Here is a 25,652-nt window from a genome sequence, read left to right as displayed (position 1 = left end):
GGCGGGGGCTGTACGGGATCGGGGTACGGTTCGGTCACTGCGTCCTCCAGCCAGTCGGTCGACGGTGGCTCTGGACTACTCCCCCGCCTACCCGGCGTCCGGTCCGGCACTCACCCGGGGGCGTCAATGCGGCGGTCCAGGTGGGCCCACCGGAGTCACCCGGTCTCACCCGGGCTCACCCGGACTCACCCGGAAAGCGCCGCCTCGGCGGCCGCAGCGAAACCCGGCCGGGGACTGGACAGCACCGGGAGCGGAGTGACGGTCAGCCGTTCCGCGGGCGCCATGGAGGCCTGCGCGAGGACGACCGCGTCGGCGTCGGCCGGGCTCACCGCGTCGGCGGCGGCCGCCACGAGGCCCACGTACCCGTCGTTGTCGCCCGCCTCGAAGCGGGCCCAGGCGCCGTCGACGAGCAGGGTCCGCACCTCGACGGCGCGACCGGCCCGCCGGCCCTCCTCCTCGATCAGCGCGGCTGTCGGTCCGAGGGTGCTCTCCAGCGCGGCGAGCACGACGATCCGGGGGCCGGCGGCCACCGCGGCGGACGCCATCGGGCGGTCGACGCGCAGCACCGGCACCCCGGCAAAGGCGGCGGCCGCCTCCGCGACGCCGCCGATGGTGGAACACGTGCACAGCACGGCGCGGGCCCCGTCACCGACGGCCCGCACCACCACGTCCCGCACCTCGCCGGCCACGGCCTCCGGCCCGTCGCGCCGGGCCCGGTCGAGCAGGTCCTCGTGGACGAGGTGGCGCAGCGGCAGCCCCGGCCGGCGGGCGTCGCGCAGGGCGTCGAAGACCGGCACGTGGACGGGCGAGGTGTGCAGCAGGGCGAGCACGCGGAAGGCGCCTTTCGGTCAGAACCGCCCGGGGTGCGCGACCAGCCACTCCTTCGCGGCACGCAGCAGCTCGGGGTCGGCCTCGGGGGCCTCGTCGGGGTGGCGTTCGGCCCACTTGACGACGTACGGGCAGAGCGGGGCGACGGGGACGCCCTCGCGCTCGGCGAGGGCGTACAGCTCTCGTGCCAACGAGCCCGCGATGCCCTTCCCCTCGTGGGCCGGTTCCACGATGGTGTGGACGGGGACCAGGGCGCGGGCGGGCGACTCGAGGACGAAGTACTCGATGTGACCGACGACTTCGCCCTCGCCGACGGCTTCCAGCCGGCCGGCCTCCCGGTCGTCGCGGATCTGGATCTCACTCATCGGCACGCTCCCGGTGCGTCGGTTCAGGCCCGTACGGCCTGCGGACTGCGCTGCTGGTCCGAGCCCGGCACCGGCTCACCCGGGTCGCTGCCGAGGTCCACGATCCGGTTGTCGCGGTCCACGTGCACCACCCGCGGCTTCAGCGCCCGCGCCTCGGCGTCGGTGACCTGAGCGTAGCTGATGATGATCACCAGGTCTCCGGGGTGGACGAGGTGGGCGGCGGCACCATTGATCCCCACGACGCCCGAGCCCCGCTCACCCTCGATGACGTAGGTCTCCAGCCGGGCACCGTTGGTGATGTCCACGATGTGCACCAGCTCACCGGGCAGCAGATCGGCGGCGTCGAGCAGATCCGCGTCGATGGTCACGGATCCCACGTAGTGCAGGTCGGCCTGGGTGACGGTGGCGCGGTGGATCTTGGACTTGAACATGGTTCGCAGCATCGAGGTACTCCTGGAACTAGGCTCCCTGCCCGCCTTTTTGCAGGTCAAGGGCTGTTTCGACACCCTACAACGAGTCGCACGTCCGGGCAGCATGTCCTGGACCCACCACGACGACTGCACCCAGCCTACGCAGCACCCCCCGAAGAGCATCCGTGATCACCGTCACTCCGGCGGCCCGGGCGGCGGTCAGGAGGGGCCTCCGCCCGGACGCGGACGCTGCCGCTGCGGAGTCACCACGTACACCGGGTCCTGGGCGGACGCGATGCCTGCCGCGAAGATGCCGAAGCGGGTGCACAGTCCCGCGGCCAGGTACGCCCCTCCGGCCAGGGCCGGGACCGCGCGGCGGCCCGGGAGAAGCGACAGCACGGCTCCGGCTCCGGCCAGTGCTTTGCCCAGGGTCAGCAGTCGGCCGGGCCGGCCCGTGACGTAGGGTTCACCGACCAGCCCGAGCCGCCGCTCGATGCGGCGCGTCGCGGCGATTTCCATGCCCGTGCCGAGGAGGCCCATCCGGGTCGGCGGTCCGTGGTCCGCGGCGGGTGCGCAGAGCAGTGCGGCGCCGGCGGCGCCGGTCAGCGAGCTGCCGGCGAACAGATACGGCAGCTCCGGATACGCCTCGTGCCACGCCGGCACCGCCGTGTCGGAGAGCAGCACCGCGGTGTAGGTGCACATCGCCGGCCCCAGCAGGCCGGAGCCGAGCGCGGCGAGCCGGCCGAGCCCCGGCAGCCGCCCGGTGGCCTGGGAGGCGGCCGAGGCGGTGGCGAGGGCGGAGAACGGCGCGAGGATCCAGGAGCCCACCGACAGCGGCGAGGTGGGCTTGAGGACGCGCAGCATGTGTGTGAAGCGCTCGGGACGGCCCAGGTCGTGGACCAGGGCGGCGACTCCGGCCGTCGAGGCGGCTGCGGCGACCCACCGGCCGGTCCCGGCCAGCTCCCGGCGCGCGGTCAGCTCGGCCACCGCCGCCATGGACGCCGAGGCGCCCGCCGTTCCCCCGAGGAACAGGTATCCCGGCACGTCCGGCACCTTCCAGGCGGGACGCTTGAGGATCGGCCGGCCGTAGTACGACCGGAACTCCGCGCGCGTGACCATGGGCCGTTCCCGTTCACCGCTGCCCGTCACGGCGTCCTCCTCGGAAAGGTCCTCCGCTGGAAGGTCCCCCGTCCCAGGAAGGACAGCGCCACGCTCACGGCCACACCGGCGGCGGCCGTGGCCGCGTGCCGCCACATCGACGGCAGGTCGCGGGTGGTGACCACCGGGTCGGGCGGCAGCCCGTACACCTCGGGCTCGTCCAGCAGGAGGAAGAACGCGCCGTCGCCGCCGACGCCGTCCTGTGGATCCCGGCCGTACAGCCGTGCCTGGTCCACCCCGCGCTCGTGCAGCTCGGCCACCCGCCGGTCGGCCCGCTCGCGCAGTTCCTCCAGAGGGCCGAACTGGATGGAGTCGGTGGGGCATGCCTGGGCGCAGGCCGGTTCCCGGCCCGCCCCCAACCGGTCGTAGCACAGCGTGCATTTGAAGGCCCGGCCGTCGCCCGGGCGGATGTCGATCACGCCGTACGGGCACGCCGGCACGCAGTATCCGCAGCCGTTGCAGATGTCCTCCTGCACCACAACGGTCCCGAACTCGGTGCGGAACAACGACCCGGTCGGGCAGACGTCCAGGCAGGCGGCGTGGGTGCAGTGCTTGCACACGTCGCTGGACATCAGCCAGCGCACCCGGTCCTCCCCGGTCCCCGCGTCGTGCCCGGGCGGGCCCATGGCCGGCATGCCGAGATCGACCGGCGTCCGGTCCGGCGCCACGGTTTGCTCGATGAATGCCACGTGCCGCCAGTTGTTGGCGCTCAGCGCTCCGGTGTTGTCGAACGACTGCCCGAGCAGGTCGAGCTCCTCGGTCTCCGCCGGAACCTCGTTCCACTCTTTGCAGGCCACCTGGCACGCCTTGCAGCCGATGCAGACGGAGGTGTCCGTGAAGAACCCCATCCGGGGAGGGTGGGTGCCGGGGTAGCCGGCGTCCGCGCTGGGGTCGGCCAGTGGGCCGGACAGCCTGTTGTGGTCGGGAGTCATCGCTGCCCCTCTCCTGTGCCGGGCGGGGTGTCGTCGGGGAGACCTGCGCGTCGCCGGTACTCCGCCACGTGGGCCGGCAGCGCCGGGCCCCGTGGTCGCCTGCCCGGCCGGATGTCGCAGGTCGCCGCCTTGGACTCCTGGATGCGCACGTTCGGGTCGAGCACCACGGACAGCAGCTCGTTCGCCGCGTCGCCCGTGGACAGTCCCTCCGGGCCCCAGTGGTAAGGCATCCCCACCTGGTGGATGGTGCGGCCTCGGACCCGGAGCGGTTTGATGCGATCGGTCACCAGCACTCTGGCCTCGACCGCCGTGCGGGCCGTGGTGATGGTCGCCCAGCCGAGGTGCTCCAGGCCGCGCTCCGCGGCGAGTTCCGGGGAGACCTCGCAGAAGAACTCGGGCTGCAGCTCGGACAGATAGGGCAGGGTACGGCTCATGCCGCCGGCCGTGTGGTGCTCGGTGAGCCGGTAGGTGGTGAACGTGTACGGATACACCGTGCTGCCTGCCGGGTGGTACCGGTTCACCGGACGGTCGTAGGCCTGGAGCGCCGGGTTCGTCTGCTGCCCGTACAGCGGGTTGTCCACCGGCGACTCGTACGGCTCGTAGTGCGCGGGCAGCGGGCCGTCGGCCAGCCCGGCCGGCGCGAACAGCCAGGCCCGGCCGTCGCTCTGCATGATGAACGGGTCCGTGCCGGACAGCGCGTCCTGGGCTTTCGCGCCCGGCGGCGGCCGGTAGTCGGGCGGCTTGTCCGCCTCGAAGTCCGGGACGTCCTCCCCGGTCCACCGGCCCTGCTCCGCGTCCCACCACACGTACCGCTTGCGCTCGCTCCACGGCCTGCCCTCGGGATCGGCCGACGCCCGGTTGTAGAGCATGCGGCGGTTGGCCGGCCATGCCCAGCCCCAGTCGGGGGCGACCCGGCTCTGCTCGTCGCGTGGCCGGCGGTTCGCCGCGTGGTTGTGCCCGCCGGCGCGGACCCCGCAGTAGATCCAGACCCCGCAGGCGGTGGAGCCGTCGTCGCGCAGCTGGGTCGACGTGGACAGCGGCTGTCCGTCCGGGCCGTGTCCGTTGATCTCGGCCAGCACTTCGTCGGCGCTCGGTTCGGCCTGCGGGCCTTCGGTCGGGTAGTCCCAGGTGAGGTCGAGCAGCGGGCGGTCGCGCGGGTCCGTGGAGCCGGCCAGTTTCTCCCGGATGATCCGGCCGAGGTGGTAGTAGAACCACAGGTCGCTGCGGGCGTCCCCCGGCGGGTCGACCGCCGCGTGGTGCCACTGCAGCAGCCGCTGGGTGTTGGTGAAGCTGCCGTTCTTCTCCGTGTGCGCCGCGGCCGGCAGGAAGAACACCTCCGTCGGGATCTCCTCGGTGCGCAGCTCACCGGCCTCGATCTCCGGCCCGTCCTTCCAGAAGGTCGCGCTCTCGATCATCCGCAGGTCCCGCACCACCAGCCAGTCCAGGTTGGCCAGGCCCAGCCGCTGCAGTTTGCCGTTGGCCGAACCGACCGCCGGGTTCTCCCCGACGAGGAAGTAACCCTTGCACTCCCCCGAGAGCTGGTTCAGCACCGTCCGGTAGGTGCCGTGGTCGCCGGTCAGCCGGGGCAGCCAGTCGAAGCGGTAGGCGTTCTCCTCGGTGGCCGCTTCTCCCCACCACGCCTTGAGCAGACTCACCACGTATGCGCGCATGTTGCCCCAGAAGCCGGTGGTGCCGGCGTCCGCGGCCACGAACGCGTCCAGGTCCTGGTGCTGGTGGGCGTGCGGCATGGGGATGTAGCCGGGCAGCAGGTCGAACAGCGTGGGGACGTCCGTGGAGCCCTGGATGCTGGCATGTCCGCGCAGGGCCAGGATGCCGCCGCCCGGCCGGCCCATGTTGCCCAGCAGCGCCTGCAGGATGGACGCGGTCCGGATGTACTGCACCCCGACGGTGTGCTGGGTCCAGCCGACGGAGTAGCACAGCGCCGTGGTGCGCTCGCGTCCCGAGTTGGCGGTGATCGCGTCCGCCACCCGGGCGAACAGCTCGCGGGGGATGCCGCAGACGTCCTCGACCAGCTCCGGCGTGTAGCGGGCGAAGTGCCGCTTGAGCACCTGGTAGACGCAGCGGGGGTGTCGCAGTGTCGGGTCCATGGCCGGCTTCGCGTCCAGGGCGGGGCCGCCGGCGCCGTACGCCTCGCCGCGGGCGGTCTCGCGCAGCTCCCTGCCTCCGTGCTGCCGGGCGGCGGCGTCCTGCCCGCCCTCGTCCCCGGATGCCGGCCACCGGTCCCGGGCACCGGCCGCCGCCGAGGCCTGCGCGCCCTCGTACATCCAGCTGGTCGTCTCGTAGTGACCGTTCTCCGGGTCGAAACCCGAGAACAGCCCGTCCAGGTCCTCGGTGTCGGCGAAGTCCTGCCGGAGGATCGCCGGCGCGTTGGTGTAGGCGACCACGTACTCGCGGAAGTCCTTGCCGTTGCTCAGCACATGGTTGATCAGGGCGCCGAGGAAGGCGATGTCCGTCCCGGCGCGCAGCGGCACGTGGATGTCCGCCAGCGCGCTGGTGCGGGTGAAGCGGGGGTCGACGTGAATGATCGTGGCGCCCCGCTCCTTGGCTTCCATCACCCACTGGAAGCCGACCGGATGGCACTCGGCCATGTTCGAGCCCTGAATGAGGACGCAGTCGGCCTCGGCGAGGTCCTGCTGGAACGTCGTGGCTCCGCCACGGCCGAACGAGGTCCCCAGACCGGGAACCGTGGCGGAGTGTCAAATCCGCGCCTGGTTCTCGATCTGGATGGCGCCCAGCGCCGTGTAGAGCTTCTTCATCAGGTAGTTCTCTTCGTTGTCCAGCGTCGCTCCGCCGAGCGAGGCGATGCCGAGCGTGCGCCGGACGGGGACGCCGCGATGCGTGTCCTGCCAGGTCTGCCGACGGGTCTCGATGACCCGGTCCGCGATCGTCTCCATCGCCCGGTCGAGCGGCATCCGCTCCCACCCCGTGCCGTGCGGCCGCCGATGGAGGACAGTGCTGATCCGGCCGGGGCCGGTCACCAGCTGCTTGCCGGCCGCCCCCTTGGGGCACAGCCGGCCGCGTGAGATCGGGGAGTCCGGGTCGCCCTCGATCTGGGTGACCTTCTCGTCCTTGACGTAGACCTTCTGCCCGCAGCCCACGGCGCAGTACGGGCACACCGACCGTACGACCCTGTCGGCCTGCTCGGTACGGGCGGACAGCCGCTCGGTGCCGCGCGAGCGTGCCGCGGTCCCTCTGCCCAGCGCGTCGTCGCCGGTGAACTGCCGGTACACCGGCCAGCCGTCGATCCACTGCCGCAGGCCCACGGCGATCTCCCGCCTCGCGCCCTTCCGCTGTCGCAGCCAACGTAACGCCGGAACGGGCGGGGAGCATGTCGAGCAGTACGCCGCGTACCGGTCAGACCGGCCGGAGACGCATACGACGGGTGTCGTCCGGCAGCCGCTCCGTGACGCCGCGACGGTCCAGCAGCTCCAGCAGCGGTACCGCGATCCGCAGGGCCTGCCGCGCCTGGCTGAGGGTGAACGGCTGCGGCAGTTCAGCGAGCACGTCGGTGGCCCGTGCCTCGCTGTCCGGAAGCAGGAAGACGCCGTCGGCCACTTTCAGCAGGCGGCCGGCGCGCACCGCGGCGGCCAGCTCCCGGCGCCCCAGCCGCAGCTCCGCCATCCTGGCGGCGTCCGGCGCCGCGAACGGCGCGTCGCGCAACTCGGCGGCCAGCGCCGCGACCGCCGCCTCGACGGGTCCGGGAAGCGCCGCCGGGCGCCCCGGCGCGCACACCCGCCCGCCCACCAACGGCAGCGACGCGGCATCGGCAAGCCGTTCCACCACACCGGTGGTGGGCAGCCGCAACCGCTGCCGTACCGCCTCCACCGGCACCCCGGTCTCCAGCGGGTGATCGTCGCTCCACTGGTCGACCACGGTGCGCACGGCGGCGAGCAGCTCGCGCCACACGCACACATGAACCCGCCGGCCGTCACCCGCCGGCTCGCCGGCCGCGGGCAGCCCCATGGAGCGCAGTTCGCCTGTGGTCGCGAAGCGCCGCCGGAGCAGTATCGCCTCGGCCACCGCCTGCGGTGGCGCACCGGTCAGGGCGGCCAGCTCCGCGGCGCGCGACCGCGCGGCTCCGCGCCGGCGCAGTTCGGGGGGCGTCACGTCGAGTACGTCGACACCGGCGGCGATGCGGTGGCGACCGGGGTCGCGCAGCAACGCGCGGTCGCCGACGCGCAGTGGCAGGGGCCGGGCCAGCCGCAGCCGGACGCTGCCGGGCCCCAGCGGCCGGACCCGGGCGGCGACGGAAGCAGATCCCACGTGCAGCACGAGCTCGCGAGGGAGATCGCGGCGTTCGCCCACGTCACTTCCGCCCCGGTCGTCACCGGCCGTCCCCCTGCCGCTGTCGTCACCGGTCTCACCGCCGTCGCCGCGCCGCCCGCGGGCGTCAAGGTCGCCGCCGCCGAAGCGCAGCGAGACATCGACCTCGGACGTCGTCAGCCACCTTCCCGGAGTGAGCAGCGCGTCGCCGCGGCCGATCCCATGGTGCTCGACGCCGCGCAGATTGACCGCCACTCGGGCCACGGCGCGGACCTCGGGCGCGCTCCGGCCCAGGGCCTGCAGGCCGCGTACCCGCATCACCGCCCCGGTGGACGCCAGCTGAAGCTCCGCCCCCGCTCGAAGCGTGCCTGCCGCCAGCGTTCCGGTGACCACCGTGCCCGCGCCCACGACGCTGAACGAGCGGTCCACCCACAGCCGGACGTCGGCATCCGGATCAGCGGACGGCAGGGCTGCGACCAGCCGCGTCAGTCCGGCACGCAGCCGGTCCAGGCCCTCGCCGGTGCGCCCGCTCACCGTCACCGAGTCGACCGCTCGCAGGCCGGCCGCCGCCATCCGGGCCAGTGCCTGCCGCCGGGCCGGTTCCGGGTCGGCCAGGTCGCAGCGGGTCACCGCGAGCAGCACGTGCCGCACGCCCAGCGCGGCGAGTGCCTCCAGATGCTCGGTCGACTGCGGCATCCACCCCTCATCGGCGGCCACCACGAACAGCACGGCGGGGACGGGGCCGATTCCCGCGAGCATGTTGGGCACGAACCGTTCGTGGCCGGGGACGTCGACGAACGCCACCTCGGGTCCGCCCGGCAGGGTCGTCCAGGCGAAACCGAGGTCGATGGTCAGGCCGCGCCGGCGCTCCTGTTCCCAGCGGTCCGGCTCCATGCCGGTGAGCAGCCTCACCAGCGTCGACTTGCCGTGATCGACGTGACCGGCGGTGGCGATCACCTGCACGGCCGCTCACTCCCGTGGTCGTCCCCGCCGGCCGTGCTCTCGCCGCTTCCGCCGCCCGTCCGTGACCGCTGCGCGGCGAGTACGGCCTCCAGCACCGACCGTTCCTCCTCCGCCCGGACCGTGCGCAGGTCGAGCAGACACCGTCCGTGTTCCAGCCGGCCGACGACCGGGACCGCGCCGGTGCGCAGCAGCGGGCCGTACCGCGCGGGCAGGGCGACGGCCGTGCTGGGCAGGGTCACCCCGGGCGCGCCGCCACCGCCCACGGCCGCCTCCGTGCGCAGCACCTCTGCGGGTACCCCTTCGGCCCGCAGCCGTTCGGCCAGTCGGGTGGCGCGCTCGCGCACGGTCGTATCGTCGGCGGCCAGCGCGGTGCGTACCGGCGGCTCCGGACCGCGCAGCGTCGCCTCCAGCGCGGCGAGGGTCAGTTTGTCCACCCGCAGGGCGCGCGCCGCGGGGTGCCGTCGCAGTCGCTCGACCAGCCCCGCGTCCCCGACGAGCAGCCCGGCCTGGGGGCCGCCGAGAAGCTTGTCTCCGCTGGCTGTCACCAGCGCCGCCCCGGCGCGCAGAGCGGTGGCGGCGTCCGGCTCGTGGGGGAGCAACGGATGCGGGGCGAGCAGGCCGGAGCCGATGTCCACCACCACCGGGGGTCCGAGCGCCGCAAGCTCTGCCACATCCGCCGCCGCGGTGAACCCGCCGATGTGGAAGTTGGACGCGTGAACCTTGAGCAGGAACGCCGTGTCGGGGCCGATGGCCTCCGTGTAGTCCCGGGCGTAGGTGCGGTTGGTGGTGCCGACTTCTCGCAGTCGGGCCCCGGTGGAAGCCAGGAGGTCCGGGATACGGAACCCGTCACCGATCTCGACCAGCTCGCCCCGGCTGATCACGATCTCCCGTCCGCGGGCCAGCACCAGGGCGCACAGGAGCAGCGCGGCCGCATTGTTGTTCACCACGTGCACCGCCCCGGCATCGGGCACTGCCTCGGCCAGCGCGGCGAGCGCCCCGCGCCCTCGGCGGGCCCGGCGGCCTTCCGCGAGGTCGAACTCGACGTCCGTGCATCCGGCTGCGGCCGTCACGGCGTCCCGGGCGGCATCCGACAGCGGCGCGCGGCCGAGGTTGGTGTGCACCAGCACGCCGGTGGCGTTGATCACCGGCCGCAGGCCGCAGGCCCGCTCGGGCAGGTGGCCGACCACCGTGTCCACCACGTCCTCGGGAGCGATCTCACCCTTTCTCGCCCGCCGCTGGGCCTCGGCGATCGCCGCTTTCACCAGGGGACGCCCCAGCGTCCGTGTCGCTGCGGCGATGCGTGGCTCGGCCAGCACGGAGTCGGTGCCGGGGATGTGCCGGCGCGGATCGCTCATGGCACCTCTCCTGCTCGCCGTGGCACTGCTGCGCCGCCTGTGGCGGAGGCGGACGGGAATCGAACCCGCCAACGGCAGCTCCTGCCGTTCAACGGTTTTGAGGACCGGGCCGGTCACCAGGCCGGATACGCCTCCTCGCACTCGCGGCAATCTTCGCAAAAGCCCCGTACAAGCGCGAACGCGATATCTGCGGGATCATGGCCCCTGTGACGTCATCGACATCCGCCCTCGAGAAGGACCCCGAGGAAACCGTCCGCCTCACCCGGTACGCGCACGGCGGCGGCTGCGCCTGCAAGATCCCGCCCGGCGAGCTGGAGGAGGTGCTGCGGGGCCTCGGGGCCGCCGTCCCGGTCCGCGCGCCCCTGGGCGAACTGCTGGTCGGGCTCGACGACGGCGACGACGCCTCGGTCGTCCGGCTGAAGGACGGCGTGGCCGTGCTGGCCACCACCGACTTCTTCACGCCCGTGGTCGACGACGCCTACGACTGGGGCCGGATCGCCGCGGCGAACGCGCTGTCCGACGTGTACGCCACGGGCGGCCGTCCGCTGCTCGCCGTGAACCTGCTGGCCTGGCCGCGCGGCGTACTTCCGCTCGAACTCGCGCGCAAGGTGCTGCGCGGCGGCCTGGAGATCGCCGCGGCCGCCGGCTGTCACGTCGCCGGCGGCCACAGCGTGGACGACCCCGAACCCAAGTACGGCATGGCCGTCACCGGCCTGGTCGACCCCGACCGTCTGCTGCGCAGCGACGCGGGCGAGCCGGGTGTGCCGCTGTCGCTGACCAAGCCGCTCGGCATCGGCGTCCTGAACAGCAGACACAAGGCCACCGGCGAGGTGTTCCCGCAGGCGGTCGAGGTCATGACACGACTCAACCGGGAGGCCGCCGCAGCGGCGATCGCCGCCGGTGTCACCTGCGCGACGGACGTCACCGGGTTCGGGCTGCTCGGACACACCTTCAAGCTCGCGCGGGCGAGCGGGGTCACCGCGCTGATCGACGCGAGCGCCGTTCCCTACCTCGACGGCGCCCGGCAGGCGCTGCGGGACGGATATGTCAGCGGGGGCACCCGCCGGAACCTGGAGTGGGTGCGCCCGCACACCGACCTGTCGGCGGTGAGCGAGGACGAGGCACTGCTCCTGGCCGACGCGCAGACCTCCGGCGGGCTGCTGGTGGCCGGCGAGATCCCCGGGGCGCCCGTCGTGGGCGAGCTGCTTCCGCGCGGCGACCACGTCCTGGTGATCCGCTGACCCGGCCGCCTGCCGACGGGCGGCCGGGGCAGCGGACGTCCTGTTGCGCCGCCGCGCAAGAGCTACCGCGCTACCGCCCCGGGTGCAGGACGACCTTGGTGTAGCCCTCGACACGCTTGTCGAACTTGTCGTACGCCGTGGGCGCCTCCTCCAGCGACAGCTCGTGAGAGACGACGAAGCTCGGCCGTGCGCGGCCCTCGATGATGAGGTCGCGCAGCTGCCGGTTGTAGCGCTTCACGTTGCACTGCCCGGTACCCAGACGCAGCCCCTTCTCGAAGAGCCTCCCGATCGCGACCATGAGCCGGCCATGCTTGGCCTGCTCGTCCGGCGCACCCGGGTCGGCCGGCACATAGAGGCCGGGTATGCCGAGCGCTCCGGTCGGCCGCACGGTCTCGATGACCGAGTTCAGAACGGCCGCGGGTTCCTCGCGGTCCGTGCCCCCGGCCACGGCCTGATACCCGACCGCGTCGATGCCCTTGTCCGTGCCTTCGCCGTTCGTCTGCTCCTTGATCTGCTCCACGGGGTTGCCCTCGGCGAAGTTGATCGGGATCGCTCCGATCTCCTCGGCCTTCTGCAGCCGCTCGAGCACCCGGTCCACGACGAACACCTTCGAGGCACCGCGCAGCATGGCCGAGTAGGCGGCCATGAGACCGACGGGGCCACCGCCGTACACCACGACACTCTCGCCCGGAGAGACCTGGGCGAGCTCGTTGCCGTGATAGCCGGTCGGGAAGATGTCGGCGAGCAGAACGAAATCACTTTCGTGCTCGGTGCCTTCCGGCAGCTTCAGACAGTTGAAGTCGGCGTACGGTACGCGCACGTATTCGGCCTGACCGCCGGTCCACGGCCCCATCGCCACATAGCCGTACGCGCCACCGGCGAATCCCGGATTCACGGTGAGGCAGAAGCCGGTATAGTCCGCCACGCAGTTCTTGCAGAATCCGCAGGCGACATTGAAGGGCATGACCACGCGGTCGCCCTGCTTGAGCGCCGTGACTCCCTCGCCGAGCTCCTCGACGACGCCCATGTTCTCGTGACCGAAGACGATGCCCGGCTCGGCAGCCGTGCGACCCTCGTACATGTGCAGGTCGGAGCCGCATATCGCGGTGGACGTGATCCGTACGATCACGTCGTTCGGGTGCTGGAGCCGAGGGTTCTCGACTTCTTCGACCGCTACTTCGAACGGTCCCTTGTAGACAACGGCCTTCATACCAACACCTCCGTTGAGCGATATGTCGTCGCTGCCGGAGGCAAACGGCCGTCAACCGAACGTAACCTGGCGCGGACGGTCAGTGGAAACGACGGAAAGAGCTGCGGCCGTTCGCCTCACGTGACCCAACTCTCATGGTCCCCCTATAGGAAGCGCGGGACAAGCCGGGTATTTTCGAGTAATTATCGAATTCAACCTCGCGCCGAATCGGAGGCCGGGAAAGTGACTCAGCGCTTCGGGACCCTGCTCGTCCCTGTGCCCGGCGTGTCCGGGACGACGTACCCGCCTGGAACGCCTGTGACCATCAGCGGACGCGGGTCGACCGTCGACGCCTTCGTGGGCGGCGACTGGCTCCCGCTCGCCTGGTGGGAGTTCGCCGAAGGGCGTAACGAGGACGTCGCCGAAGGCTGACGGCGGCCGCCTGAAGCCCCTAGTCGACCGTTGTCCAGTCGAGGGTCCGCTCCACCGCCTTCTTCCAGCCGGCGTAGCCCTCCGCGCGCTGCTCGTCGCTCCACCGCGGCTGCCACTGCTTGGATTCCTGCCAGTGGGTACGCAGTTCGTCCTCGCTCCGCCAGAAACCGGTGGCGAGCCCGGCGGCATAGGCGGCACCCAGCGCGGTGGTCTCGGCGACGACCGGACGGCTGACCGGGACGCCGAGGATGTCGGCCTGCATCTGCATGCACAGATCATTGGCGGTCACCCCGCCGTCGACCTTCAGCACGTCCAGATGGACACCGGAGTCCTGCTCCATGGCCTCCACCACGTCGCGGCTCTGGTAGCAGATGGCTTCCAGCGTGGCCCGTGCGATGTGGCCGCCGGTGTGGAAGCGGGACAGCCCGACCATCGCCCCTCGGGCGTCGGAACGCCAGTAGGGCGCGAACAGGCCGGAAAAGGCCGGCACGAAGTACATGCCGCCGTTGTCCTCCACGGTCGCCGCCAGCTGCTCGCTCTCCGCCGCACTACGGATGATCTTCAGCTGGTCGCGCAGCCACTGTACGGCCGAGCCCGTCACGGCCATGGAGCCTTCGAGGGCGTAGATCGCCGGGCCGTCGCCGAGCTGGTACGCCACCGTGGTCAGCAGCCCGTGCCGGGAGCGCACCAGCTCCGTGCCCGTGTTGAGCACCAGGAAGTTGCCGGTGCCGTAGGTGTTCTTGGCCTCCCCGGGAGCGAAGCACACCTGGCCCACGGTGGCGGCCTGCTGGTCCCCCAGTACGCCGGTGATGGGGATGGCGGCCCGCAGTGGCCGGGAGGTGCGCGCCTGGCCGTAGGCGTCGGCATGGGACGAGGGATTGATGCGTGGCAGCATCGCTCGCGGGATGCCGAAGAAACCGAGCAGCTCGTCGTCCCAGTCGAGGGTTTCCAGGTTCATGAGCATGGTGCGGCTGGCATTGGTCACGTCGGTGGCGTGGGTTCCGCCCTCCGGCCCGCCGGTCAGGTTCCACAGCACCCAGCAGTCGGTGTTGCCGAAGAGCGCGTGGCCTGCCTCGGCGGCCTCGCGCAGGCCGTCGACGTTCTCCAGCATCCATTGGATCTTGCCGCCGGAGAAGTAGGTCGCCGGGGGGAGGCCCGCCTTCCGGCGAATGACGTCGCCGCGGCCGTCCCGCTCCAGTGCCGCCGCGATGGAGTCGGTGCGGGTGTCCTGCCAGACGATGGCGTTGTGGTACGGGCGGCCGTTCCGGGGGTCCCAGACCACGGTCGTCTCCCGCTGGTTGGTGATGCCGATCGCAGCCAGGTCCGATGCGGACAGGTTGCGCTCCCGCATGGCGGTCTGCATCACGGTGTTGCTGCGTTCCCAGATCTCCACGGGGTCGTGTTCGACCCAGCCCGAGCGCGGCAGGATCTGGGCGTGCTCCAGCTGGTGCTTGGCCACCTCGTTGCCGTCGTGGTCGAAGATCATGAACCGAGTGCTGGTGGTTCCCTGGTCCACCGCGCCCACGAAGTCCGCCATGAGTTGACTCCCTCTCCGGAGAGAACCGGGGCTGCGCGCCGCCGGGCCGCTGGGCCGGTCAGCCTTCCGGGGCGGGCACGCGGCCCGGAGGCTCGGGTTTCGCGGTCGGCAGGAACCGGCCGATGAGGAACTTGTAGATGAACGCACCCACCAGGCCACCGATCAGCGGTCCGACGATCGGCACCCAGAAGTAGAGATTGCCGTACTGATCTCGCCACGCTCCGCCGTACCCGGTGATATAGCTCGCCAGGCGTGGGCCGAAGTCACGTGCCGGGTTGATCGCGTATCCCGCGTTGGTGCCCCACGCCATGCCGATCGCGACCACGATGAGTCCCACGATGAACGGGGCCATATTGGCGCCCGGGGGATTGTTCAGCAGGTCGGTCACCGCCATGACCAGCATCAGCAGGATCGCCGTGCCGATGACCTGGTCACGGAACGCACCCCACTCGTAAACCGGCAGGTTCGTGTTGCCGTTGGCGGGCAGGGTCGAGAAGACTCCCTGCGTCTTGATCGTGTGCCCTGGATCCGCCTTCGCCAGCGCCTCTGTGTAGTTCCATCGCACCAGCAGAGCGGCCACGAAGGCGCCCGCGGTCTGAGCGACGGCGTAGGGTGCCACCTTCTTCCAGGGGAATCCCTTGAAGGCGGCGAGGGCCAGTGTCACCGCGGGGTTGATGTGGGCGCCGCTGATCCGTGCCGCCACGTACACACCGAGGGTCACGCCGAGCCCCCACGCCCAGGCGATGCTGTCGTGGTCGCCCAGACCGCCGGGTGGGGTGGTGAGCGCTCCACCTGCGACCACCTGAGCCACCACACCGCAGCCGAACAAAATGAGCACCATGGTGCCTGCGAACTCCGCGAAGAGTTCCGCCACCAGCCCTGATGTGTCTTCGTTACGGGCCATGGAGTCCCGCCTCCCGCCGACTGAATCGGTAGCCGACTTACCGGAGATTCTTCACATATCGTAAGCCGATCAAGAGTTTGTCGCCCTGTGAGAGCCCGGCCGGTCGATCAGCTTGGAGCGGCGCGGATTCGGGAGCTTGGGTTCGTTTCCGGCATGGGCATCGATGTCGACGCGTTCCTCCGTCGTCTGGCTGAGGAGCTCAGGCCCCGGGCGCAGGAGTCGGCCGACCTGCTGCTGCGGCGGCTGCGCGTGGACATGCCCGAGCTGTAAGAACACGAGGAGCTCGCCGGGCTCGCGCTGGAGGAGACGGCCGGGCACATCACCAGGTTCCTCGACGTGCTCGAAGGGCGCATCGACGCGGCGGAGGTCGAGGCGCCGGCCGAGGCGCTGGAGCTCGCCCGGCAGGCCGCCCGGCGCGGGGTGCCGATCAGCCGGCTGCTGCGTTCCTACCGCCTCGGTCACATGGTCCTGGTCCAGCTGATCCAGGGCGAGGCCGCGCGGCTCAGCAACGACGACTGGGAGCTGACGAACGCCGCGGCCTCGCGGCTGGTGGGCGCGGCTCTCGCGTACGTCGACCGCGGCTCGGAGCAGGTCGTCGCGGCGTATCAGGAGGAGCGCGACCGGCGGGTGCAGCAACGGCTGCCGGCGGGTGCAGCAACGGCTGCTGTTGACGAACGAGGTGAGTCGGCGGATCGGTGCGAGTCTCGACACCGCCCTTACCGCCGAGGAGCTGGCGGAGTTCGGTACCGAGGACTTCGCGGACCTCGTCACCGTCGACCTCCTCGACTCCCTGCTCCACGACGGCGACGCCCATCCGCCCGCGCCGACCGCGCGCACGCCGGTGCTGCGTAGGATCGCCCGGCGTTCGGCGCTGGACGACGACGTGGACCTGCCGGTCGCCACCGGCCGGACGCACACCTACCCGCCGGAGTCGGAACCGGCGCGCGCTCTGGCCTCGGGGCAGCCGCGCCTGCTCCGCGTCACGGCGCCCGCATCCGGCCGGCACTCCGCGCTGCTGCTGCCCCTGCGGGCCCGCGGCAACATCCTGGGCCTCGCCCACTTCCTCCGCCGCGCCACCGCGCCTCCCTTCGACGACGACGACCTTCTGCCGGCCCAGGAAGGGAGACCGCGGCCGCGAACACCACGCTGGTCACGGTCGTGAGGACGACCAGGAAAGCGACACAGGCCACGACGGTGATCAGCGCGGCGCGCGTGGCGGAGCCGTTCGGCAGGACGCCGGAGGCGAGCAGGATCGGGGAGGCCTGCCCATTGGCGTCGACCATGCCGATTCCCCAGCCGCCGACCACCGCCGCGGCCGCGAGCCCGTGGCGATCAGGAAGAGGAAGTAGACACCGGTCAGGCGCGCGGCGATGCTCATGGATCGCCGTGCCGAGCGGCCGCTGCGGGACGCGGCGACGCGCAGGATCAGGTGGGGCATCGCGACCGTCCCGAGGATCTGGACGAGGTGATCGCTGATCATGTTGAGGGGCACGAGGCTCGGTATGTGTGCCCAGACCCCCGGGCCCAGGTAGTCGTCGGGCGCAGATGGCGTCCTACAAGTACCCGCGCGTCGTCGAGTTCGTGCCCAGCCTGCCGATGACCGCCACCGGAAAGATCCTCAAGCGCGAGCCGGCCCGCTGAACAAGGCAGCGACGCACACGACGCGCGGCCACACATCGTGGTCGGCCTCAACCCGGCTGACCGTGGGCGCCCGTCTCGAGGGTCGTGCGAAGGGCGGCCAGCGTCGAGGCGACACGGGTCAGGTCGCCCGGGGGAACCGCCGCGGTCAGCGAGAGCAGCTCACTTTCGACGACGGGTCGGGAAGCGGCCAGCTTCTTCCTGCCCACGGGTGTGAGGCGCAGGACGGACGAGCGGCGGTCCTGGGGGTGCGCGACCCGCACGCACCAGCCCGCGGCCACCAGCCGGTCGACCGCCTTGCTGACGGCCCCGACGGTGATCGCCAGTTCGCCGACGATGTCGAGCACGCGGCACCCGGGCACGCGGTCGATGATCTCCAGGAACTCGAACTGCCCGAGGCTCAGGTCTTGTTCGGCGCGCAGCCGGGCGCTGACCGCGTTGTAGAGCCGGGTCTCGACGCGGACGAGGTCGGTGAAGACCTGGGTGACGTGGCTCACAGCAACCTCCAATAGATTCCTGGGAATCATCTTCCTCGGAATCCGGTTGGGCTCGGACAGATGGATTCCCAGGAATCCATCCTCGCACCCCGACCGATGGAGGCCCACCATGTCCCGACAGCAGCGCGACGCCCTCGACGCCATGCTCCGTTCCGCCCCTCGCAGCGAGACGCCGCCCACCGTCGAGGAGCAGCGCGGCGGTTTCGCCGCGGCCATCAGCCGCCCAGCGCCGGACGGCGTGGTCACCCGGAGGACCGTCCTGGGCGGGCGGCCGGCGCTGGAACTGGAGCCGGCCGAGGTCTCCGGCCGCGGCCGGCTGCTCTACCTGCACGGCGGCGGCTACGTCATCGGCTCACCGGACACCCATGCGGGGCTGGTGGGTGAACTGGCCCGCCGCGCCCGGCTGCGCGCCCTGTCGGTGGATTACCGGCTGGCGCCGGAGCACCCTTTCCCCGCGGCCGTCGACGACGGGCTCGCGGCCTATAGCGAACTGCTGGCGGCGGGCACCGACCCACGGGACCTCGTCATGGCCGGCGACTCCGCCGGTGGCGGCCTGACCATCGCCACGCTGCTCGCGGCCCGGGAGGCCGGGCTGCCGCAACCGGCCGCCGTGGTCGTCCTCTCCCCCTGGGTCGACCTCACCCTGGCCGGCGGAAGCATCCGCTCCAAGGAGGACGCCGACCCCATCTTCGACGAGGCCGACATACGCGCCTACGCCGATCTCTACGTCGGCGCGGGCGACCGGGCGCACCCCCTGGCCAGCCCGGTCTTCGCCGACCTCACCGGACTGCCCCCGCTGCTCGTGCAGGTCGGGGCGAACGAGGTGCTGCTCGACGACGCGGTCCGGCTGGCCGGCCGCGCGGGCGCCGACGACGTCGAGGTCACGCTCGAAGTCGGGCCCGGCCTCCCCCACGTCTTCCATCACCACTACGGCCGCCTCGACGAGGCGGACGCCGCACTCGACCGCGCCGCCCGCTTCCTCACCGCCCACCTGGACGCCGACCGCCCCGAGCCGGTGCGCTGACGCCGGTGCCGGTGACCGACGGTACACACTGCTGCCGGGCAGCTTTCGACTGGTATTCGTTCCACTGGTATTCGTCCGACGGGAATCGTGAAGATGAACAGCACGGCATACACGACAGCGGAATTCGGCGAGGTCAGCGTGCTCGTCGGCGCTCGACTGGGCGCCTACCCCTTCGGCAATTCACTGCTCGTGCGGGGCTCGACGGCATCGCTGGTCGTCGATCCGTCGTTGTCGCTCGTCGAATCCGCGCCGCCCGCGGACCTGGTCCTCGTCAGCCACGCGCACGAGGACCACATCGCCGGTCTCGGCAGCTACGACGTGCCGGTCCACGTCCATGAAGGCGATCTCGGCGCCCTGCGCTCCCCCGAGGTCCTGATCGCCGGGCTCGGCCTCCCGCCCGAGGCGGCCGCCGCAGTCGACGAGATGATGCGGCGGGAGTTCCATGTGCGGGGACGTCCCGACGCGACGGGCTTCGCCGACGGCGCCGTGTTCGACCTCGGCGGACGGACCGTCACCGTCGTCCACCTCCCCGGCCACACCGCAGGACACAGCGGCTTCCTGATCGAGCCGGACGGCTTCTTCTTCGTCGCGGACATCGACCTGACGTCGTTCGGCCCGTACTACGGCGACGCCGGCAGCAGCCTCGAGGACTTCGAGGCGTCGATGCGCCGCTGCCGGGAGATCGACGCACGCTGGTACGGCACGTCACACCAGAAGGGCGTGATCGAGGGCGCCGCGGAGTTCCGGCACCGGCTCGACGCGTTCGCCGGCGTGGTGCGGAAACGGGAGGCGGCACTGCTCGCCTTCCTCGGCGAACCGCGGACCGTCGCCGAGATCGTCGAGCACCGCCTGGTCTACCGGCCCCACGTGGAGGGCCCGCACGTGAGGCCGGTGGAACGCAGGACCGCCGTGCAGCACCTGGACCGCCTCCTGGCCGAAGGACGGGTCGCGGAGGTCGAGACAGGGCTGTTCCGGGCGACGTGATGCCTGCCTCCGGCTCAGCACACGTCGACGCCCAGCACCTCGTTGCCCGAGGTCCCGTACCCCGGGAAGGTGATCAGGGCTTTCGGCGGGGCCAGCCGGCAGGGGACGTCGGTCCCGTCGCGGTACACGACCTTCACGGTGAGGGTGTCGGAGCAGTCGTTGGTGACGAACGTGTAGCGCCAGTCCGCGCTGAACGTCACGCAGTCGGGGGCGGCGAGCCGGCTTCCCGCATCGTCCTGGGACTCGGCCTGCGCCGAACCCGACGCCGCCACGGCCAGAGCCGCGACCGAAACAACAATAGTTGAACGCATAAACCGCCTCATCGCACTTCTCCCCTTCAGTTGATGAACGGACGCCCACAGCGTACGCAGTATCCAGCGAGTCATGAAAGGCTTTGCGGCAAGTTTCAGAGCCTTGCCAGGCGGCTTTCAATGACTGTGGGTCACTCCTCTGCTCCTGAGAGCCAGCTCAGCGGCGTGGGCTGAGTGCCGACGACGACGGAAGCACGGTGGACGGCACGGCCGCGGAAAGGCCGAAAGCACGTGCAGGGGCCCGTGCCGGACGACCGGCGCGGGCCCCTTGTCGGTGGTTTCCGTCAGCGCTTGAAGACCGCCACGGAACGACCCGGCACCTCGAAGGTCCCGGTGCTCTTCGTGTACGCGGCCGTCCTGACCACCCGGTCCGCGCCGGTGGCCTGCACCGGGTGCAACCGGTAGTCGCTGCCGCCCGGTTCGGTCACCCTCTGGGACTGCCGCTCGCCGGTGGTGTTGAAGACGACGACCAGGTCACCCAGCTTCATGGTGATCACGCCGGGCGTCTCCTCGGTGCCGGACAGCGGGAAGGACAGCGCGGTCTGCACCTGCGCGGCCGTGTCGAGGGAGAACGCCTTCTCCGTCGTACGGATCCTCAGCAGGTCCCGGTACGCGGCCGAGGTGCCCTCGATCTGCGGGCAGCCGACCTGGATCTTGGTCAGCAGCGCCTTGGCGTACGGCCACTTGGCCTGGTTGTCGGCGGCCGGGGGCAGGCCGCGGCCGAAGCCGTTGCCGTCGGCGCAGTTCCAGTGGATCGCGTTGAACCAGTCCCCGCTCTCGAAGGAGTTGCGGTCCAGAGACTTGGAGCGCAGCAGGTCGGTGCCCGCCTGGGAGAGGGCCGGGCCCTGCGAGAGGGTGGCCGTCGCCATCGCCAGGAGCTGCATACGGGCCCGGTCGGCCGCGGACGTGCCGGCCGGCAACTTGAAGGCGAGCGCGTCGAACAGTGTCTCGTTGTCGTGCGCGTCGACGTAGGCGAGGGCGTCGCCCGGCTCCTTCGCGTAGCCCGCGGGGGCGCCGTCGTAGTCGACCTCCGCGCCGGTGACCTCCTTGCCGTCGGTGTCGGTGAAGCGGTAGTCGGCGAGGTTGCCGGACAGCCCGACCTTGATCAGGTCCTGGTAGTGCAGCAGCCGGGCCTTCTGCTCGGCCTCGGTGCCGTTCTCCGCGTTCGGGTTGGGGTCGGTGTACAGGCCGGAGGCGAAGCCCTGGACGCCGGGGTCGGCGTCGAAGGGGCCGCCGCCGCGCACCGCGTCACGGGCCCGGTCGGAGAAGGTGGCGATGCCGGTGCCGGCCATGTTCTTCTGCGTGGCCTGGACGAAGCGGGCGTCGTCGGCGATCTCGCCGAAGTTCCAGCCCTCGCCGTACAGGATGATCTTCTTGCCGTCGACGCCGTCCTTCGCGACGGTCAGCGCGTCGAGGGCCTTGCGGACGGCGAGGATGTTCTCCTTCGGGTGGTGGCCCATGAGGTCGAAGCGGAAGCCGTCGACCTTGTACTCCCTGGCCCAGGTGACGACGGAGTCCACGACCAGCTTGCCCATCATGGCGTTCTCGGTGGCCGTGTTGGCGCAGCAGGTCGAGGTGGCGATGGAGCCGTCGGCGAGGAGCCGGTGGTAGTAGCCGGGCACCACCTTGTCGAGGACCGAGGCGTCCGCCTGGCCGCCCGCGACGGTGTGGTTGTAGACCACGTCCATCACGACCCCGAGGCCGTCCTCGTTGAGCGCCTTCACCATCCTCCGGAACTCGACCGTGCGCCGCGTCCCGGCCGGGTCACTGGCGTAGGAGCCCTCGGGGACGGTGAAGTGGTACGGGTCGTAGCCCCAGTTGTAGGCGTCCTTCGCGGCGGTCTTCCCGGTGCACTCCTGCTGCTTGTCGGAGTCGGCCGGGTAAGAGGCCAGGTCGCATCCCGGCGTCGCCCGGTCGGCGGCCTTCTCCGGCACGGTGGAGAAGTCGAAGACGGGCAGCAGGTGCACATGGGAGGTGCCCGCCTCGGCCAGGGCGCGCAGGTGCCTGCTGCCCGCCGAGTTCTTCCGGGTGAAGGCGGCGTAGGTGCCGCGCTCGGCGGCCGGGACCGTCGTGTCGGCTACGGAATGGTCACGCACGTGCAGTTCCTGTATCTGCGCGTCCTTCAGCGGCACGGCCTGGGGTTTCTCCAGCTCGGACCACCCCGGCGGCGCCAGCGACTCGTCGTCCAGATCGACGACGAGGCTGCGTGCGGAGTCGGCCGTCAGGGCCACCGAGTAGGGGTCGGTGACCTTGTTGGTGACGATCCTGCGGACGGACGGAGCCCACACCGTGACGGCGTACCGGTACGGCTTGCCGGTCCAGGCGCCGGATCCGGTCACCGACCAGACACCCGTGTCACCGTTCCGGCGCATCGGTATCAGCCGGCCGTCCAGTTCCAGGGACACCTCGCGGGCCGTGGGGGCCCAGACGGACAGGGTGGGCCGGCCCCGGTCGAAGACGGGCCCGAGGCGGGCGTCGCGCGCCTCGCCGTAGAGGTCGTCCAGCACCCCGGGGATCTGTACGCCCGTGGCCGCGAGCAGCGCGCCGTTGGCGGCCCGCTGAGTGGCGATGACCTGGCCGCGCAGCGCGGTACGGACACGGTCGCGGTCGCGCGGGTCGACCGTGAAGGCCGGATGGTCCTTCAGGTGCGGGTGGGCGGCCTTCTGCGCGTCGCTGAGGGTCGTCGGCGTCAGCCGGAGCCAGTGTCCCTCGTGGGAGAGGGTGCCGTCCTCGACGGTGATGTCTCCTTCGGGCGCGTACACGAGCTGCTGGCTGGTGGCGTCGGTGGCCTTGACCTTCCACACCACGGTCTCCGCGTCGATCCACTGGGCTTTGGAGGTGCCGAGATCGAGGTCGGGAGCGGAGCCGGTGGTCGGCAGCAGGTAGCCGCCGGTGCCTCCGATGAGCCAGACGTCCTTGCCGTGGCCGGCGAAGTCGAGAGAGCGGTCGCTCGGGATGTCCTTCTCGTCGCCCTTGTGGACGATGTAGCTGAGGGACGTGGCCCTGTCGGCGAGGGGCACCTCGAAGATCACGCCGAAGCTGTCCCTGCCGACCGGCTGCAACGGCTTGGTCCAGTCCGTCGGGTTCGCCGCGCCGGTCCAGGTGTGCAGGCCCCAGCCGTCGTAGTCGCCGTCGGCGCGGTGGTAGTGCAGGACGGCCTTCTTCTGGTCCTGCGGCGGGTACGCGCCCTCGGGCGCCGTCACCGCCTGTCCGTCCTCGCCCTGCTCGATCCAGACCTCGCCCGTCTTCGCCGGCTCCAGCGTGCGCTGCGGGCCGTCCGCGGTGCCGCCCTTCTCCACGGTGTACGTCATGTCGCCGGCACCGTCGGTCAACGCGACCCAGGCGAAAGCGCCGTAGGCGTCTCGGCCGGTGAAGTCGGCGGTGCCCGCCGACGACTTGAGCTGCCAGCCGTCGTAGTCGCCGTCCGTCCGCTTGTAGTGCACCACGGCGTAGGGCCGGTCCACCGCGCTCGGCCTGGGCTTGAGCGGCGGTTGTCCGGCGGTGGTCGCGGCGGTGGCGCTCGCGGTGCGTCCGGCACTGTCGACGACCACGGCCTTGTACCGCAACGGGGTCCCGGCCCGCACCGTCTCGGTCAGGTGCTGGGTCACCTTGTACGGGGCGTGGTCGGCCGAACCCAGCATCCGCCACGGCCCGTCACCGACCTGCGCGGCGAACACGACCCGGTTCAGCGAACCGCCGTCCACATCCGCCGAAACCTCCACGTCACCCGTGGCACCGGCCGCCGGCGCCTTCACCGACACCGACGGCCGCGCGGCCGGGGACGCCAGCGGCCCGGCCGCCTTCAGCACCACCGCCGACAACGGCGGCACCTCCACCGAGATCTTCTTGTCAGCGCCGCTGGTCAGCCGCACCGACGACCCGTACACGCCGCGGAAGTCCATTCCGGCCGTATACGTCGGCACGTCGACGGTCCGTGTCCTGTCGGCGTTGTTCACCGCGACGACGTACTCGACCCGCTGCTTCGGGTCCGTGCGCGAGAACGCGTACACACCCGCCCCGTCGTCCGCGTACCGCTCCTGCTGAACGCCGTCACGCAACGCCGGATGACGTTTCGTCAACCGCGACAGGGATGCGATCGACCGGTACAGCGGATGCGTCGGATCGTATGCGTCGTCGGCGTGGGTACGTTCCGTGCCGATCTGGTCGTCGTCCAGGTAGTCCTCGACCTTCGAGGCGAACAGCGTCTGCCGCGCGCCCTTGTCCCCGCCCGGTCCGGTGAAGCCCTGCTCGTCACCGGCGTAGATCACGGGGTTTCCCCGGGACAGGAACAGCAGCTCGTGCGCGAACCGGTCACGCCGCAGCAGCTCCGCGTCGTCCGCGCCGGGATTGTCCTGGCTGACGAAGCTTCCGATGCGGCCCATGTCGTGGTTGCCGAGAAAGGTCACCTGCTCGTAGGCGTTGGCCTTGTCGGTGGTGTAGCGGTAGTCCTGGGCGAGGACGCCGGAGAGAGTGCTCGCCGGCTTGTCCTGGGAGGCGTAGCCGCGGATGGCGTTCTGCAGCGGGAAGTCGAGGGTGGCGTCGAGACGGCCCCGGGTCACGTAGGGCGCCGTGACGGCCGGGTCGGAGGAGAGGGTCTCGCCGAAGACGAAGAAGTCCTCGCGCCCCTTCTTCGCCGCGTAGGCGTCGATCGCGGTGGCCCACTGGGTCCAGAACGGCATGTCGACGTTGCGGACCGTGTCGACGCGGAAGCCGTCCACGTCGAAGTCCTTGACCCACCTCTGGTAGATCTTCTCCAGGCCCTCGACGACCTCGGGCCGCTCGGTCCACAGGTCGTCGAGACCGGTGTGGTCTCCGTACAGGCCGCTCTCACCGGCGAAGGTGGAGTCGCCCCGGTTGTGATACATGGTCGGGTCGTTCAGCCACGCCGGGACCTTGGTGTCGGCCTCGTCCTCGTTCACGACGGGCGTGTACGGGAAGCTGTCCTCGTCGACCTCGCCCATGCCGGTGCCGTCGTCGAAGGGACGGCCCTCGGTGTCGAGGTAGGGGTAGGCGCCCTTGGGGCGGTAGCCGTACTTCTTCTCGGCGTTCGTGACGGTGTCGGCGGTGTGGTTGGTGATGACGTCGAAGAAGACCTTCATGCCCTTGGCATGGGCCTTGTCGATGAGTTCCGCGAGCTCGGCGTTGGTGCCGAAGTGCGGGTCGACCTGGGTGAAGTCGGTGATCCAGTATCCGTGGTACCCGGCGGACTCACCGCCGCCCTGCACCGGCTTGTTCTTGAAGATCGGCGCCATCCAGATCGCGGTGGTGCCGAGGCCCTTGATGTAGTCGAGCTTCTTGATCAGGCCTCTGAGATCGCCACCCTGGTAGAAGCCCTTGTCCGTCGGGTCGAAGCCCGTCGTGCCCCGGCCGCCGGTGAGGCCTCCGCGGTCGTTGGCCGTGGAGCCGTTGGCGAACCGGTCGGGCAGCAGGAAGTAGGACTGCTCCCGGGTCAGGTCATGGCGGGCCGGCTCGGCGGCCAGCCGCGCGTCGGACGGCGGCCCGGGCGGCCGGGACGCCGCGGCCGCCGGCTGGGGTGTGCCGAGCACCGCGGTGAGCAGTGCGGCAACCACGGCCGAGGCGGCGACGGTGGTGAAGCCGGG

The 25,652-nt window shown here is 71.3% G+C and carries 19 protein-coding genes and 1 tRNA gene; 5 read left to right on the top strand and 15 right to left on the bottom strand.

Features of this window, described 5'->3' with window-relative positions; translation table 11 throughout:
• Positions 1 to 185: 185 nt before the first annotated feature.
• The 9 genes from AMK31_RS33450 to AMK31_RS33405 form a co-directional block, all read right to left on the bottom strand.
• Positions 186 to 830 (bottom strand): aspartate/glutamate racemase family protein, encoded by a 645-nt coding sequence (locus AMK31_RS33450; protein ID WP_073944464.1) that lies wholly within the window; start codon positions 828 to 830, stop codon positions 186 to 188.
• Between the two features lie 18 nt (positions 831 to 848).
• The gene (locus AMK31_RS33445; RefSeq protein ID WP_073944463.1) at positions 849 to 1,193 is read right to left on the bottom strand and encodes a GNAT family N-acetyltransferase; all 345 of its coding nucleotides are present in this window, start codon (positions 1,191 to 1,193) and stop codon (positions 849 to 851) included.
• A gap of 23 nt (positions 1,194 to 1,216) precedes the next feature.
• Entirely contained in the window at positions 1,217 to 1,636 is a 420-nt protein-coding gene (gene panD / locus AMK31_RS33440) for an aspartate 1-decarboxylase (protein WP_073944462.1), read from the bottom strand.
• Positions 1,637 to 1,822: 186 nt separating this feature from the next.
• Entirely contained in the window at positions 1,823 to 2,752 is a 930-nt protein-coding gene (nrfD, locus tag AMK31_RS33435; protein WP_241842806.1) for an NrfD/PsrC family molybdoenzyme membrane anchor subunit, read from the bottom strand.
• Positions 2,749 to 3,693: a 4Fe-4S dicluster domain-containing protein gene (locus AMK31_RS33430; RefSeq protein WP_073944461.1), complete on the bottom strand. Its 945-nt coding sequence runs from the start codon at positions 3,691 to 3,693 to the stop codon at positions 2,749 to 2,751. Before AMK31_RS33430 ends, nrfD begins: the two co-directional genes overlap by 4 nt.
• Complete coding sequence (gene fdh, locus AMK31_RS33425) at positions 3,690 to 6,977, bottom strand: formate dehydrogenase (protein WP_241842805.1); 3,288 nt, start codon at positions 6,975 to 6,977, stop codon at positions 3,690 to 3,692. The genes AMK31_RS33430 and fdh overlap by 4 nt, the downstream gene beginning before the upstream one ends.
• Positions 6,978 to 7,068: 91 nt before the next feature.
• A complete protein-coding gene (selB, locus tag AMK31_RS33415) occupies positions 7,069 to 8,940 on the bottom strand; it encodes a selenocysteine-specific translation elongation factor (protein WP_073944458.1) in 1,872 nt (623 codons plus the stop codon).
• Positions 8,931 to 10,295 (bottom strand): L-seryl-tRNA(Sec) selenium transferase, encoded by a 1,365-nt coding sequence (selA, locus tag AMK31_RS33410; RefSeq protein ID WP_079187042.1) that lies wholly within the window; start codon positions 10,293 to 10,295, stop codon positions 8,931 to 8,933. Before selA ends, selB begins: the two co-directional genes overlap by 10 nt.
• Before the next feature lie 40 nt (positions 10,296 to 10,335).
• A tRNA-Sec gene (locus tag AMK31_RS33405) sits at positions 10,336 to 10,430 on the bottom strand.
• Positions 10,431 to 10,501: 71 nt separating this feature from the next.
• Here AMK31_RS33405 and selD point away from each other — a divergent pair.
• Positions 10,502 to 11,536: a selenide, water dikinase SelD gene (gene selD, locus AMK31_RS33400; RefSeq protein WP_241842804.1), complete on the top strand. Its 1,035-nt coding sequence runs from the start codon at positions 10,502 to 10,504 to the stop codon at positions 11,534 to 11,536.
• 70 nt (positions 11,537 to 11,606) lie between these two features.
• On the opposite strand, the gene AMK31_RS33395 is transcribed toward selD, so the two are convergent.
• The gene (locus AMK31_RS33395; RefSeq protein ID WP_073944456.1) at positions 11,607 to 12,746 is read right to left on the bottom strand and encodes a glutathione-independent formaldehyde dehydrogenase; all 1,140 of its coding nucleotides are present in this window, start codon (positions 12,744 to 12,746) and stop codon (positions 11,607 to 11,609) included.
• Positions 12,747 to 12,968: 222 nt separating this feature from the next.
• Between AMK31_RS33395 and AMK31_RS33390 the strand changes: the two genes are divergently transcribed.
• On the top strand, positions 12,969 to 13,157 hold the full coding sequence (locus tag AMK31_RS33390; protein ID WP_073944455.1) for a hypothetical protein: 189 nt from the start codon (positions 12,969 to 12,971) through the stop codon (positions 13,155 to 13,157).
• A gap of 19 nt (positions 13,158 to 13,176) precedes the next feature.
• Here AMK31_RS33390 and glpK read toward each other — a convergent pair whose 3' ends face one another.
• Together glpK and AMK31_RS33380 are read right to left on the bottom strand one after the other, a co-directional pair.
• Positions 13,177 to 14,694 carry a glycerol kinase GlpK gene (glpK, locus tag AMK31_RS33385; RefSeq protein ID WP_073944454.1) on the bottom strand — a complete coding sequence of 506 codons (1,518 nt, stop codon included), beginning with the start codon at positions 14,692 to 14,694 and terminating at the stop codon, positions 13,177 to 13,179.
• A 58-nt stretch (positions 14,695 to 14,752) separates the two neighbouring features.
• On the bottom strand, positions 14,753 to 15,598 hold the full coding sequence (locus AMK31_RS33380; RefSeq protein ID WP_073944453.1) for an MIP/aquaporin family protein: 846 nt from the start codon (positions 15,596 to 15,598) through the stop codon (positions 14,753 to 14,755).
• A gap of 667 nt (positions 15,599 to 16,265) precedes the next feature.
• Here AMK31_RS33380 and AMK31_RS40535 point away from each other — a divergent pair.
• Complete coding sequence (locus tag AMK31_RS40535) at positions 16,266 to 16,760, top strand: hypothetical protein (RefSeq protein ID WP_143204283.1); 495 nt, start codon at positions 16,266 to 16,268, stop codon at positions 16,758 to 16,760.
• Between the two features lie 526 nt (positions 16,761 to 17,286).
• Here the strand turns inward: AMK31_RS40535 and AMK31_RS33365 are convergent.
• Positions 17,287 to 17,733, bottom strand: a complete 447-nt coding sequence (locus AMK31_RS33365; protein ID WP_073944450.1) for a MarR family winged helix-turn-helix transcriptional regulator — start codon at positions 17,731 to 17,733, stop codon at positions 17,287 to 17,289.
• A gap of 109 nt (positions 17,734 to 17,842) precedes the next feature.
• Between AMK31_RS33365 and AMK31_RS33360 the strand changes: the two genes are divergently transcribed.
• Together AMK31_RS33360 and AMK31_RS33355 are read left to right on the top strand one after the other, a co-directional pair.
• Positions 17,843 to 18,757: an alpha/beta hydrolase gene (locus tag AMK31_RS33360; protein ID WP_073944449.1), complete on the top strand. Its 915-nt coding sequence runs from the start codon at positions 17,843 to 17,845 to the stop codon at positions 18,755 to 18,757.
• Between the two features lie 93 nt (positions 18,758 to 18,850).
• Entirely contained in the window at positions 18,851 to 19,741 is an 891-nt protein-coding gene (locus AMK31_RS33355) for an MBL fold metallo-hydrolase (protein ID WP_073944448.1), read from the top strand.
• Between the two features lie 14 nt (positions 19,742 to 19,755).
• On the opposite strand, the gene AMK31_RS33350 is transcribed toward AMK31_RS33355, so the two are convergent.
• Positions 19,756 to 20,052: an alpha-amylase gene (locus AMK31_RS33350; protein WP_241842803.1), complete on the bottom strand. Its 297-nt coding sequence runs from the start codon at positions 20,050 to 20,052 to the stop codon at positions 19,756 to 19,758.
• 284 nt (positions 20,053 to 20,336) lie between these two features.
• Entirely contained in the window at positions 20,337 to 25,622 is a 5,286-nt protein-coding gene (gene pulA, locus AMK31_RS33345) for a pullulanase-type alpha-1,6-glucosidase (protein WP_079187049.1), read from the bottom strand.
• Positions 25,623 to 25,652: the final 30 nt, after the last annotated feature.

The sequence above is a fragment of the Streptomyces sp. TSRI0107 genome (assembly GCF_001905845.1).
GTDB lineage: Bacteria > Actinomycetota > Actinomycetes > Streptomycetales > Streptomycetaceae > Streptomyces.
Note: the sequence above shows the minus strand (reverse complement) of the source record. Positions and strands in the feature narration are given on the sequence as shown.